Annotated in this window: 11 protein-coding genes; 8 read left to right on the forward strand and 3 right to left on the reverse strand. The window is 71.4% G+C overall.

Annotation, left to right across the window (positions count from 1 at the left end; translation table 11 throughout):
- The first annotated feature begins 36 nt into the window (after nt 1-36).
- Nucleotides 37-408 (forward strand): DUF3499 domain-containing protein, encoded by a 372-nt coding sequence (locus tag MicB006_RS04965; protein WP_073824812.1) that lies wholly within the window; start codon nt 37-39, stop codon nt 406-408.
- Nucleotides 409-874: 466 nt separating this feature from the next.
- On the opposite strand, the gene MicB006_RS04970 is transcribed toward MicB006_RS04965, so the two are convergent.
- The 3 genes from MicB006_RS04970 to MicB006_RS04980 all read right to left on the reverse strand — a co-directional run bounded on the left by MicB006_RS04970 (nt 875) and on the right by MicB006_RS04980 (nt 4,266).
- Entirely contained in the window at nt 875-2,254 is a 1,380-nt protein-coding gene (locus tag MicB006_RS04970; RefSeq protein ID WP_116504132.1) for an FAD-binding oxidoreductase, read from the reverse strand.
- A gap of 4 nt (nt 2,255-2,258) precedes the next feature.
- Entirely contained in the window at nt 2,259-3,605 is a 1,347-nt protein-coding gene (locus MicB006_RS04975) for an aspartate aminotransferase family protein (protein ID WP_116504134.1), read from the reverse strand.
- 148 nt (nt 3,606-3,753) lie between these two features.
- Nucleotides 3,754-4,266: an Lrp/AsnC family transcriptional regulator gene (locus MicB006_RS04980; RefSeq protein WP_116504136.1), complete on the reverse strand. Its 513-nt coding sequence runs from the start codon at nt 4,264-4,266 to the stop codon at nt 3,754-3,756.
- 205 nt (nt 4,267-4,471) lie between these two features.
- On the opposite strand from MicB006_RS04980, the gene MicB006_RS04985 reads away from it, so the two are divergent.
- The 7 genes from MicB006_RS04985 to speB all read left to right on the forward strand — a co-directional run bounded on the left by MicB006_RS04985 (nt 4,472) and on the right by speB (nt 12,252).
- The gene (locus MicB006_RS04985; RefSeq protein ID WP_116504138.1) at nt 4,472-5,656 is read left to right on the forward strand and encodes a spermidine/putrescine ABC transporter substrate-binding protein; all 1,185 of its coding nucleotides are present in this window, start codon (nt 4,472-4,474) and stop codon (nt 5,654-5,656) included.
- On the forward strand, nt 5,653-6,810 hold the full coding sequence (locus MicB006_RS04990) for an ABC transporter ATP-binding protein (RefSeq protein WP_116504140.1): 1,158 nt from the start codon (nt 5,653-5,655) through the stop codon (nt 6,808-6,810). Before MicB006_RS04985 ends, MicB006_RS04990 begins: the two co-directional genes overlap by 4 nt.
- A 76-nt stretch (nt 6,811-6,886) precedes the next feature.
- Nucleotides 6,887-7,795, forward strand: a complete 909-nt coding sequence (locus MicB006_RS04995) for an ABC transporter permease (RefSeq protein WP_116504141.1) — start codon at nt 6,887-6,889, stop codon at nt 7,793-7,795.
- A complete protein-coding gene (locus tag MicB006_RS05000; protein WP_116504143.1) occupies nt 7,792-8,622 on the forward strand; it encodes an ABC transporter permease in 831 nt (276 codons plus the stop codon). Before MicB006_RS04995 ends, MicB006_RS05000 begins: the two co-directional genes overlap by 4 nt.
- Nucleotides 8,619-10,040 carry an FAD-binding oxidoreductase gene (locus tag MicB006_RS05005; RefSeq protein WP_116504145.1) on the forward strand — a complete coding sequence of 474 codons (1,422 nt, stop codon included), beginning with the start codon at nt 8,619-8,621 and terminating at the stop codon, nt 10,038-10,040. The genes MicB006_RS05000 and MicB006_RS05005 overlap by 4 nt, the downstream gene beginning before the upstream one ends.
- Nucleotides 10,040-11,242, forward strand: a complete 1,203-nt coding sequence (locus MicB006_RS05010; RefSeq protein ID WP_116504147.1) for a saccharopine dehydrogenase family protein — start codon at nt 10,040-10,042, stop codon at nt 11,240-11,242. The genes MicB006_RS05005 and MicB006_RS05010 overlap by 1 nt, the downstream gene beginning before the upstream one ends.
- On the forward strand, nt 11,239-12,252 hold the full coding sequence (gene speB / locus MicB006_RS05015; RefSeq protein WP_116504148.1) for an agmatinase: 1,014 nt from the start codon (nt 11,239-11,241) through the stop codon (nt 12,250-12,252). The genes MicB006_RS05010 and speB overlap by 4 nt, the downstream gene beginning before the upstream one ends.
- Nucleotides 12,253-12,265 lie beyond the last annotated feature (13 nt).

Genomic DNA, 12,265 nt, shown 5'->3' on the forward strand with positions numbered 1-12,265 from the left:
GTGCGCCGGACCCGGTAATGGGGATACCCTGCCGCCGTGAGGTCACCACGGCGCTGCTCCCGTAACGGCTGCCCCCGGCAAGCGGTCGCCACATTGACCTATGTCTACAACGAGTCGACGGCGGTGGTGGGCCCGCTCGCCGCGTTCGCCGAACCGCACACGTACGACCTGTGTGAGCCGCACGCCCGCAGCCTGACCGCCCCGCGCGGCTGGGACGTGGTGCGGCACGAGGGCGAGTTCGAGCCGCCGCCGCCCACCACTGACGACCTGGTGGCGCTGGCCGAGGCGGTCCGCGAGGCCGCCCGCCCGGCCCCGCCCCGCCCTCCCGAGGACGAGCCCGGCACCAAGCCCCAGACCCCCCAGCAGGGCCGCCGCGGTCACCTCCGGGTGATCCCACCCCACCACTGACCGAGCCCCGGCCTGGACCCTCCATCGGTCGATCATGAAGGTCGCGCTGGTCGGCCACGCGCGCGGACCAGCGGGCGGGAGGCCCAGGATCGGGCTGACCGGCCCGGCGACGTCCGCGCCACCCTCGACCGGCGCACCGCCTCACCGGTGGCGGCGCCCTTTGGACGAAACCAGCCACCACCCCGAATTGGTGTCGATCACGAACCCTGGGCGCACCCGGCCGGGTCAAGGTCAACGCCAGTGCGGGGATGTGGTGCCATCCCACCCGCCTGGACTCCACCATCACCCCGTACTGGTGTCGATCACGAGTCCTGGGTGCACCCGGCCCCGCAAAGATCAACACAATTACGGCGAGGTGGCCGCATCCAACCCGCCCGGACCCCACCACTTCCCCGAGTTGGCGGCGTCTTCGATCTCCCTGAGTGCCGCCAACTTCATGATCAACGGGGCGTGGAGCCGGGTGCGGTCAGTGGCCCAGGAAGCGGTTGAAGAGATCGGCCCGGCGGGACGGGCGGGCCGTCCGGTGCTCTCTCCGGTCGGCTGAGGACATCACCCGCAGACCGGCGTTCACCGCGAGCCAGCGCAGCGGTTCCGGTTCCCAGCGCGGGGAGCGGTGACCCACCCAGGGCAGCGCTGTCAGGTCGCTGTCCACGCCCCGGATCAGGTCGGCCAGCGTACGGCCGGCGAGGTTGCTGGTGCCGACGCCGTCACCGACGTACCCGCCGGCCCAGGCGAGCCCGGTGCGGCGGTCCAGCCCCACCGACGCGGCCCAGTCGCGGGCCACGCCGAGCGGCCCACCCCAGGCGTGCGTCACCGGCACGTCCGGCCCGAGCGCCGGGAACAGCTCGCCGAGCGTGCGGCGCAGCGCCGCGAACACCAGGGGCTCCCGGTCGAAGCCGGGCCGGACCCGGGAGGCGTAGTGGTACGGGGCGCCCCGCCCTCCGAACGCGAGCCGGCCGTCGGCGGTGCGCTGGCCGTACACGATGACGTGCCGGTAGTCGGAGAACGTCTCCCGCTCCGCCAGCCCGATCCGCGCCCAGGTCGCCTCGGGCAGCGGCGGCGTGGCCACCATCAGCGAGTAGACAGGCGCCACCGTCCGCCGCTGGCCTGGTAGCCCCGGCGTGTAGCCCTCCGTCGCGCGGACCACCACCGGGGCCCGGACCACGCCCGCCGGTGTCACCGCCGCGCCCGGCCGCAGCGCGGTCACCGGTGTGCGCTCGTGGATGCGTACGCCCCGGCGTTCCACCGCCCGGGCCAGGCCCCGGACCAGCTTCGCCGGGTGCACGGCCGCGCAGTGCGGGGTGTACGTGCCGCCGCGTACCCCCTCGGCGTCGCACCGCGCGGCGGCCTCGGCGGCGTCGAGCAGCCTCAGGTCGTCGTCGGTGAGCCCGTGCGCGTGGGCCTGCGCGACCTCGGCTCGGGCCCGGCCGAGCTGGGCCTCGCTGCGGGCCAGCGTCACAGTGCCGCCGGCCCGCCAGTCGCAGTCGATGCCCTCGGCTGCGGCGACGCGGCCCACCTCGCCGACCGTGTCGTGCATGGCCCGTTGCAGCGCGAGAGCCCGGTCCCGGCCGTGGCGCCGGGCCAGCGCCGGCAGTGAGGTGGGGAACAGCGCGGAGCACCAGCCGCCGTTGCGCCCGGATGCGCCGTACCCGGCGATCTCCCGCTCCAGCACGACGACGCGCAGCGTCGGGTCGGCCTCGGCCAGGTACCAGGCCGTCCACAGCCCGGTGTACCCGGCGCCCACGATCGCCACGTCGGCGTCCGTGTCGCCGGGCAACCCGGGTCGCGGTGTCAGCGGCTCGTCCAGGCTGGACAGCCAGTACGACAGGTGCTGGTAGCCCGTCATCGGCTCAGAGCCGGGACCACGCCTCGGTCAGCACCGCGCGCAGGATCTGCTCGATCTCGTCGAAGTGCTGCTGGTCGGCGATCAGCGGCGGGGCGAGCTGCACCACCGGGTCGCCCCGGTCGTCGGCCCGGCAGTAGAGCCCGGCGTCGAACAGCGCGGTGGAGAGGAAGCCGCGCAGCAGCCGCTCCGACTCGGCCTCGTCGAACGTCTCCCGCGTCGTCTTGTCCTTGACCAGCTCGATGCCGTAGAAGTAGCCGTCGCCGCGGACGTCGCCGACGATCGGCAGGTCGTACAGCTTCTCCAGGGTGGAGCGGAACGCGCCCTCGTTGGCCCGGACGTGCCCGATCAGGTCCTCGCGGGCGAACACCTCCAGGTTGGCCAGCGCGACCGCGCAGGAGACCGGGTGACCGCCGAACGTCACGCCGTGCGCGAACATGCCGGTCTCGGTGAGGAACGGCTCCATCAGCCGCTCGCTGGCGATCATCGCGCCGAGCGGGGCGTAGCCGGAGGTGATCCCCTTCGCGGTGGTGATGATGTCCGGCTGGTAGCCGTACCGGACGGCGCCGAAGTACTCGCCGAGCCGGCCCCAGGAGCAGATCACCTCGTCGCTGACCAGCAGCACGTCGTACGCGTCGCAGATCTCGCGTACCCGCTCGAAGTAGCCGGGCGGCGGCGGGAAGCAGCCGCCGGAGTTCTGCACCGGCTCCAGGAAGACGGCGGCGACCGTCTCCGGCCCCTCCCGCTCGATCGCCCGGCCGATCTCCTCGGCGGCCCACCGGCCGAATGCCTCGGGGTCGTCGCCGTGCTCGGGGGCCCGGTAGAAGTTGGTGTTCGGCACCTTGATGCCGCCCGGGACCAGCGGTTCGAAGTCGGTCTTGATGCCGGGCAGGCCGGTGATCGACAGCGCGCCCATCGAGGTGCCGTGGTAGGCGATGTAGCGGCTGACCACCTTGTGCTTGGTGGGCTTGCCGGTGCGCTTGAAGTAGGCCCGGGCCAGCTTCCACGCCGCCTCGACCGCCTCCGAGCCGCCGGTGGTGAAGAAGACCCGGTTCAGGTCGCCGGGCGTGAGCGTGGCGATCTTCTCGGCCAGCTCGACGGCCTTCGGGTGGGCGTACGACCAGAGCGGGAAGTAGGCCAGCTCGCCGGCCTGCTTGGCGGCGGCCTCGGCCAGCTCGGCGCGGCCGTGGCCGGCGTTGACGACGAACAGCCCGGCCAGCCCGTCCAGGTAGCGGCGGCCCTGTGCGTCCCAGACGTACGCGCCCTCGCCCCGGACGATTGTCGGAACCTCGCCGGCGGGGTAGCTCGCCATGCGGGTGAAGTGCATCCACAGGTGGTCGGTGGCGTTGGCCATGTCAGCCCCATCGGGTCTCGGGCCGGTCAGGGGTGACACCGGCCGCTCTGCCCACGGTTATCCCACAGACGGTGCCGATAAGGCAAGTGAATAAGCCTCAACGCGACGGATTCAGCGCCGCGTCAGCGCTGCGTCAACGGAATCCGCATCAGGCGGTGCCCCAGCTGTAGGTCTGCTTGCGCAGCTTCAGGTAGACGAACGCCTCGGTGGAGAGCACCCCGGGCACGCCGCGCAGCTTCTGCAGGATCTCCAGCAGGTGCGCGTCGTTGCGGCAGACCACCTCGGCCAGCAGGTCGAACGAGCCGGCGGTGATCACCACGTAGTCGATCTCCTCGAACTCGGCCAGCCGGTCGGCCACCGCCTCCAGGTCCCCGTCGGTGCGCAGACCGATCATGGCCTGGCGGGGGAAGCCGAGCTGGAGCGGATCGGTGACCGCGACGATCTGCATGACGCCCGCGTCGAGCAGCCGCTGCACGCGCTGGCGTACCGCCGCCTCGGAGAGGCCGACCGCCTTGCCGATGCTCGCGTACGGGCGGCGTCCGTCCTCCTGGAGCTGCTCGATGATCTGCTTGGCCACGTCGTCGAGCAGAGCGTGATTGGAGCCTTCACGCACGGTGACCCGACGGCCGCCGTTGGAATTCTCCTGGTGCCGGTTGACCATCGACGCTCCTCGTGTCCGATTCTCCGGATCGATCGTAGTGCCCCGCGCAGTCTGGCGTATTTCGTGGCGACTGGCTATTCCTGCAACGGAATCCCTTGTGAGAGAGGTTTTCTCATGTCAGGATCAGTCGTCCATCGCCACTGACCCTCCCGCCGGCGCGCCGCCCCCGTCCCGCCGCCGACGATGCCCCCCAAGGAGTCGTCACATGCGTAGTCCCCTCCGGACCCTCACCCGGCGTGGTCTGCTCACCGGGACCGTCGGCTCGGCCGCGCTGCTCGCCACCGCGGGCACCCTGGCCGGCTGCGGAACCAAGGGCGCCCAGCAGACCGAAGCCGGCTGCAAGAGCGAGGATCTGTCCGCCACCGAGAAGAAGGTCGCCTTCTCGAACTGGCCGCAGTACATGGACACCGACGAGAAGGACGAGTCCAAGCGCCCCACGCTCGACGCGTTCGTCGCCGCTTCCGGTATCCAGGTGACGTACACCGAGGACGTCAACGACAACAACGAGTTCTTCGGCAAGGTGCGCAACCAGCTCGCCGGCTGTCAGAGCACCGGCCGGGACATCATGGTGCTCACCGACTGGATGGCCGCCCGGGTGATCCGTCTCGGCTGGATGCAGAAGCTGGACAAGTCGAAGATGCCCAACGTCGAGGCGAACCTGCTGCAGTCGCTGCGCGGGCGCTCCTTCGACGCCGAGACCCAGCTCGCCGTCCCGTGGCAGTCCGGGCTGGCCGGTCTGGCGTACAACGCGAAGGTCACCAAGGAGATCCGCACCGTCGACGAGCTGCTCACCCGCCCCGATCTCAAGGGCAAGGTGACTGTGCTGTCGGAGATGCGCGACACCATCGGCCTGCTGCTCCAGTCGCTCGGCCACGACCCGGCCAAGTTCACCGCGGCCCAGTTCGACGACGCGCTGAACAAGCTCAAGAAGGCCGTGGACAGCAAGCAGATCCGGCGGTTCACCGGCAACGACTACGCGCCCGACCTGGCCAAGGGCGACATCGCCGCGTGCATCGGCTGGTCCGGCGACGTGGTGCAGCTCGGCTTCGAGGACGAGAAGATCAAGTTCGTGGTGCCCGAGTCCGGCGTGATGCTCTGGTCGGACAACATGCTGGTGCCGAACAAGGCCACCCACAAGGCCAACGCCGAGGCGTTGATGAACCACTACTACGACCCGGCGGTGGCGGCGAAGCTGGCCGCGTACGTCAACTACATCTGCCCGGTGCAGGGCGCGCAGGCCGAGATGGAGAAGATCGACCCGGATCTGGCCACCAACCCGCTGATCTTCCCGGACGACGCGATGCTGTCCAAGGCCAAGGTCTTCATGGCGCTCGACGAAGCCCAGGAGAAGGAGTACGAGACCAAGTTCCAGCAGGTGATCGGCGCGTGAAGGGGCAGCAGACCCCGGCCGGCGACCTGCGACTGGTCGACCTCACCAAGCGGTTCGGCGTCTTCACCGCCGTCGACGACCTCACCCTCACCATCGGGCAGGGCTCGTTCTTCGCCCTGCTCGGCGCGTCCGGCTGCGGCAAGACCACCACGCTGCGGATGATCGCCGGGCTGGAGCAGCCCACGAGCGGACAGGTGCTGCTCGGCGAGCAGGACATCGCCGGGCTGCGGCCGTACAAGCGGCCGGTCAACACCGTGTTCCAGAGCTACGCGCTCTTCCCGCACCTGGACATCCACGAGAACGTGGCGTTCGGGCTGCGCCGCCGCGGGATCCGCAAGGTGAGCGACCAGGTCGAGCGGATGCTCGCGCTGGTCCAGCTCGAAGGGTACGGCCGCCGCCGCCCGGCCCAGCTCTCCGGCGGCCAGCAGCAGCGCGTCGCGCTGGCCCGGGCACTCATCAACCACCCGCAGGTGCTGCTGCTCGACGAGCCGCTCGGCGCGCTCGACCTGAAGCTGCGCCGGCAGATGCAGATCGAGCTGAAGCGGATCCAGACCGAGGTCGGCATCACGTTCGTGCACGTCACCCACGACCAGGAGGAGGCCATGACGATGGCCGACACGGTCGCGGTGATGAACGCCGGCCGGATCGAGCAGCTCGGCGCGCCCGCCGACATCTACGAATACCCGGCCACCGCGTTCGTCGCGAACTTCCTCGGCCAGTCCAACCTGCTCGCCGCCGAAGCCGGCGGGCGCGCCGCCGACGACGTGCTGGTCACGGCGCACGGCGCGCGCTTCTCGGGGCCCGCCGGCCGGGCGCGGCTCACCGACGGGCCGGCCTTCCTCGGCGTACGTCCGGAGAAGCTGCACCTGGTCGACGGCCCGGACCGGGTGCCGGCCGGGCACCAGCACGTCGGTGGCGTGGTCACTGACACCTCCTACGTCGGGGTGAGCACCCAGTACCTGGTGCGCACCGCGTGGGGCAGCGAGCTGACCGCGTTCGCCGCGAACAGCGGTCTGGGCGGTCAGCTGGCGGTCGGCACGGCGGTGACCGCGCACTGGGACCCGCGGCACGCGTTCCTCCTGCCCCGGGCCGCCGGTGAGGACGACCAGACCGCGCCGCTGCTCGACGAGCCGCCGGTGGGTGCGCTGCCATGAGCGAGCGCAGCGAGCGAATCGGCTGGCTCGGCGCGAAGGTGCCTCATGGCGGCACGGAGCGAAGCGGAGTGGCGGCATGAGCGCGCTGGCCCACGTACCGACCTCCGCCGGGAAACCGGCGCCGCCGCCGGTGCGGCGCGGGCGCAACCGGCTCCTGCCGTACCTGTTGCTGCTGCCCGGCGCGGTCTGGCTGCTCGTCTTCTTCGCGCTCCCGCTGGTGCAGCTCGCCTCGGCCAGCCTCTACGACCCGGCCGGCTCGCTATCCACCGGGTACGCGATGACCTGGGCGTTCAGCAACTACCCGGACGCGTTGCAGGCGTACTGGCCGCAGTTCTCCCGGTCCTTCCTCTACTCGGCCATCGCGCTGGTGCTCGGGCTGCTGATGGGCTACCCGCTGGCGTACGCGATCGCGCAGAAGGCCGGCCGGTGGAAGAACCTGCTGCTGGTGGCAGTGGTCGCGCCGATGTTCACCAGCTTCCTGGTGCGCACGCTGGCCTGGAAGACCATCCTGTCGGACAACGGCGCGCTGGTCGGGCTGCTGCGCGACGTGCACCTGCTCGGACCGGACGGGCGGCTGCTGGCCACCCCGATCGCCGTGGTGCTCGGTCTGACGTACAACTTCCTGCCGTTCCTGGTGCTGCCGCTGTACGCGAGCCTGGAGCGGCTCGATCCCCGGCTGCTGGAGGCGGCGAGCGACCTGTACGCGAGCCCGGTGCGCGCGTTCGCCAAGGTCACGCTGCCGCTGTCGATGCCCGGTTTGATCGCCGGCACGCTGCTGTTCTTCATCCCGGCCACCGGTGACTACATCAACGCCGAACTGCTCGGCACCCCGAACGAGTACATGATCGGCAACGTCATCGACTCGGCGTTCCTGGTCCGGCTGGACTACCCGCAGGGCGCGGCGCTGTCGTTCCTGCTGATGGCCGCGATCCTGGCGATCGTCTTCGTCTACCTGCGCCGGGCCGGTACGGAGGAGGTCCTGTGAACGTGAGGCGCTGGCTCGCCGACCGGTGGGTGATGGGTGTGGCGCTGCTCGTCCTCGGCTACCTGACGCTGCCGATCATGGTGGTCGCCGGGCTCTCCTTCAACCGGCCCTCCAGCCGGCTCTCCTACGACTTCAACGAGTTCACGCTCGACAACTGGAAGCAGCCCTGCGCCACCTCGGACATGTGCGACGCGGTGGTACGCAGCATGCAGATCGGCCTGATCGCCACAGTCGCCTCCACGATCCTCGGCACGCTGATGGCGTTCGCGCTGGTCCGGCACAGCTTCCGCGGCCGGTCCGGGCTCAACGGGCTGATCTTCCTGCCGATGGCCACCCCGGAACTGGTGATGGGCACCTCGCTGCTCGCCCTCTTCGTCGCCGCCGGGGTGCCGCAGGGCTTCTGGACGATCGTCATCGCGCACGTCATGTTCTGCATGTCGTTCGTCGTGGTCACCGTGAAGGCCCGGCTCTCCGGCATGGACCGGCGGCTGGAGGAGGCCGCCATGGACCTGTACGCCAGCGAGTGGCAGACCTTCCGAAGGATCACGCTGCCGCTCGTGCTGCCGGGCATCGTGGCCGCCGCGCTGCTGGCGTTCTCGCTCAGCTTCGACGACTTCATCATCACGAACTTCAACGCCGGCACCACAGTCACGTTCCCGATGTACGTCTGGGGCGCCTCCCAGCGGGGCATCCCGCCGCAGGTCAACGTGATCGGCACGGCGATGTTCGTGATCGCGTTGCTGCTGGTCGGGGCCACCTCGCTGCGCGGACGGCGGGCACGACGGGCCGCCCTCGCGGTGGTCGCCACACCTGCGGGCAAGCCATGACACTCCCGCATACCGGCCGGGCGCTGGCCGACGCCGCGCCCGTGCCGTACTGGCTGGACCGCCCGGTTCGGCCCGACCCGCTGCCGCCGCTGTCCAGGTCGCACGCCACCGACCTGCTCGTGGTCGGCGGTGGGTACGCCGGGCTGTGGACCGCGCTGCTCGCAAAGGAGGCCGACCCGGACCGCGACGTGCTGCTCGTCGACGCGGGCACGTGCGGCTGGGCGGCGTCCGGGCGCAACGGCGGGTTCTGTGCCGCGTCGCTCACCCACGGGCTCGCCAACGGCGTCGAGCGGTTCCCCGGCGAGATCGGCGAGCTGGAGCGGCTGGGCCGGGAGAACCTGGACGCCATCGCCGCCACGGTGGCGAAGTACGACATCGACTGCGACTTCGAACGCACCGGTGAACTGGCGGTGGCGGTCGAGCCGTACCAGCTCGACGGGCTCGCCGCCGACGCGGACCTGGCCCGCCGGTACGGCCACGACGTGCGACTCCTCGACCGTGACGAGGTACGCGCCGAGGTGGCGTCGCCGACGTACCTGGGCGGCATGTGGGACGCCGACCGGGTGGCCCTGCTCGACCCCGCGAAGCTCGCCTGGGGACTGCGCCGGGCCGCGCTCGACCTGGGCGTACGCGTGCACGAGCACACCCGCGTCACCGGCCTGGCCCGCGACGGCGCCGGGCTGCTCGCCACCACCGCGGGCGGTGTGGACGCGGCGCCCGGCGTGGTGCGGGCGCGGCAGGTCGTGCTGGCCACCAACGCGTTCCCGCCGCTGCTGCGCCGGCTGCGCTCCTGGATCGTGCCGGTCTACGACTACGCGCTCATGACCGAGCCGCTGACCGCCGCGCAGCGCGACGCGATCGGCTGGCGGCACCGGCAGGGGCTCGCCGACACCGGCAACCAGTTCCACTACTACCGGCTCACCGCCGACAACCGGATCCTGTTCGGCGGCTACGACGCGATCTACCACTACGGCAACCGGGTGGCGCCGGCGCTGGAGCAGCGCGAGGCCACCTTCACCGCGCTGGCCTCGCACTTCTTCACGACCTTCCCGCAGCTCGCCGATGTGCGCTTCAGCCACCGCTGGGGTGGCGTCATCGACACCTGCACCCGGTTCTGCGCGTTCTTCGGCACCGCTTACTCCGGACGCCTGGCCTACGCGGCCGGGTTCACCGGGCTCGGCGTCGGCGCGACCCGGTTCGGCGCCCGCGTGACGCTCGACCTGCTCTCCGGCGCGGACACCCCGCTGACCCGGCTCGACCTGGTACGCAGCAAGCCGCTGCCGTTCCCGCCGGAACCGGCCCGGTCCGTGGGCATCAACCTCACCCGCTGGTCGCTCGCCCGCGCCGACGCGCGCGACGGACGGCGCAACCTCTGGCTCCGTACTCTCGACCGTCTTGGACTGGGGTTCGACTCCTGATGCGTATCCTCCTCGTCGGCGCCGGTGGCGTCGGCTCCGCAGCCGTATCCATCGCCGCCCGCCGTACCTTCTTCGAGCTCATGGTGGTCGCCGACCACGACCCGGCGCGGGCGGCGCGGGCCGTCGCCGGGCACGGCGACCGGATCGCCGCCGCCACGGTGGACGCCTCCTCCGCCGACGCGGTGGCCGCGCTGTGCCGGGAACACCGGATCACGCACGTGCTCAACGCCGTCGACCCGCGCTTCGTCATGCCGATCTTCGACGGCGCGTTCGCCGCCGGGGCCGACTACCTCGACATGGCCATGTCGCTGTCCCGGCCGCACCCCGAGCGTCCCTACGCCGAGACCGGGGTCAAGCTCGGCGACGAGCAGTTCGCCGTCGCGCAGCGGTGGGCCGCCGCCGGGCGGCTCGCGCTGTGCGGCATCGGCGTCGAACCGGGCCTGTCCGACGTCTTCGCCCGCTACGCCGCCGACGAACTCTTCGCCGAGATCGACGAGATCGGGGTACGCGACGGCGCGAACCTCACAGTCGCCGGGTACGACTTCGCGCCCTCGTTCTCCATCTGGACCACCATCGAGGAGTGCCTCAACCCGCCGGTGATCTGGGAGGCCGGGCGCGGCTGGTTCACCACCGAACCGTTCAGCGAGCCGGAGGTCTTCGACTTCCCGGCCGGGATCGGCCCGGTCGAGTGCGTCAACGTCGAGCACGAGGAGGTGCTGCTCATCCCGCGCTGGGTCGAGGCGAAGCGGGTCACCTTCAAGTACGGCCTCGGCGCCGAGTTCATCGAGGTGCTGCGTACGCTGCACAAGCTCGGGCTCGACTCGACCGAGCCGGTGCGGGTACGCGGCGTCGAGGTGTCGCCGCGCGACCTGGTGGCCGCCGCGCTGCCGGACCCGGCCACGCTCGGCGACCGGATGAGCGGCAAGACCTGCGCCGGCACGTACGTCACCGGCACCGGCCCGGACGGGCAGCCGCGCCGCGTCTACCTCTACCACGTGGTCGACAACGAGTGGTCGATGAGCGAGTACGGCCACCAGGCGGTGGTCTGGCAGACCGCCGTGAACCCGGTCGTCGCGTTGGAACTGCTCGCCACCGGCGCCTGGTCCGGCACGGGCGTGCTCGGTCCCGAGGCGTTCCCGCCGACCCCCTTCCTGGACCTGCTCACCGGCTACGGTTCGCCGTGGGGGATGGAGGAACGATGACCCGGTACGGCCCGATGTATGGTCCCGACATCACGTTCCTCGGCGTGCCGCCGTGCACAGTCGAGGAGCCGGTCACGTACGCCGACGCGGACGTGGTGATCATCGGGGCGCCGTTCGACGGCGGCACCTCGCACCGACCCGGCACCCGGTTCGGGCCGTCCGCCATCCGGCAGGCCTGCTACCTGCCGCACGACGGTTCCCGCCCGTCGCTGGCGCTGCGCGTGGACGGGCTGAAGGACCTGTGCGTCTACGACGCCGGGGACGTGGAGATGTTCAGTGGCGACATCGAGCGCTCGCTGGCCGCGCTGGAGACCGCCGTGCACGCGGTCGCCGCCGCCGGGGCGATCCCGGTGGTGCTCGGCGGCGACCACTCCATCGCGCTGCCGGATGCGACAGGGGTGGCCCGGCACCACGGGCTCGGCCGGGTGTCGCTTGTGCACTTCGACGCGCACGCCGACACCGGCGACGTCGAGTTCGGCTCGCTGCACGGCCACGGCCAGCCGATGCGGCGGCTCATCGAGTCCGGTGCGGTACGTGGCGACCGCTTCCTCCAGATCGGGCTGCGCGGCTACTGGCCCGGCCCCGACACGCTGGCCTGGATGGCCGAGCAGCGGATGCGCTCGTACGAGATGACCGAGATCGTGGCGCGCGGCCTGGACACCTGCCTGACCGAGGCATTCGGCATCGCGACCGACGAGTGCGAGGGCGTGTTCCTCTCCGTCGACGTGGACGTGGTCGACCCGGGCATGGCACCCGGCACCGGCACGCCCGAGCCGGGCGGGTTCACCTCCCGGCAACTGCTCGACGCGGTGCGCCGGGTCTGTTACGAGCTGCCGGTGGTCGGGCTGGACGTGGTCGAGGTCGCCCCGCCGTACGACCACGCCGACATCACCGCCTACCTGGGCAACCGGGTGGTGCTGGAGGCGCTGTCCGCGATCGCCCGCCGACGCCGCGACGCCGAAACCGGAACCCCGTGGAACCCCACCCAGCCGCTCTTGGACGCCCGCTGATCGGTAGCCCGAC

Source organism: Micromonospora sp. B006, assembly GCF_003408515.1.
GTDB lineage: Bacteria > Actinomycetota > Actinomycetes > Mycobacteriales > Micromonosporaceae > Micromonospora > Micromonospora echinospora_A.

Excerpts from the sequence above, each read along its gene's own strand:
- MicB006_RS04970 (WP_116504132.1), bottom strand. The coding sequence starts at position 2,254 with ATGACGGGCTACCAGCACCTGTCGTACTGGCTGTCCAGCCTGGACGAG.
- MicB006_RS04975 (WP_116504134.1), bottom strand. The coding sequence starts at position 3,605 with ATGGCCAACGCCACCGACCACCTGTGGATGCACTTCACCCGCATGGCG.
- MicB006_RS04980 (WP_116504136.1), bottom strand. The coding sequence starts at position 4,266 with ATGGTCAACCGGCACCAGGAGAATTCCAACGGCGGCCGTCGGGTCACC.
- MicB006_RS04985 (WP_116504138.1), top strand. The coding sequence starts at position 4,472 with ATGCGTAGTCCCCTCCGGACCCTCACCCGGCGTGGTCTGCTCACCGGG.
- MicB006_RS04995 (WP_116504141.1), top strand. The coding sequence starts at position 6,887 with ATGAGCGCGCTGGCCCACGTACCGACCTCCGCCGGGAAACCGGCGCCG.
- MicB006_RS05005 (WP_116504145.1), top strand. The coding sequence starts at position 8,619 with ATGACACTCCCGCATACCGGCCGGGCGCTGGCCGACGCCGCGCCCGTG.
- MicB006_RS05010 (WP_116504147.1), top strand. The coding sequence starts at position 10,040 with ATGCGTATCCTCCTCGTCGGCGCCGGTGGCGTCGGCTCCGCAGCCGTA.
- speB (WP_116504148.1), top strand. The coding sequence starts at position 11,239 with ATGACCCGGTACGGCCCGATGTATGGTCCCGACATCACGTTCCTCGGC.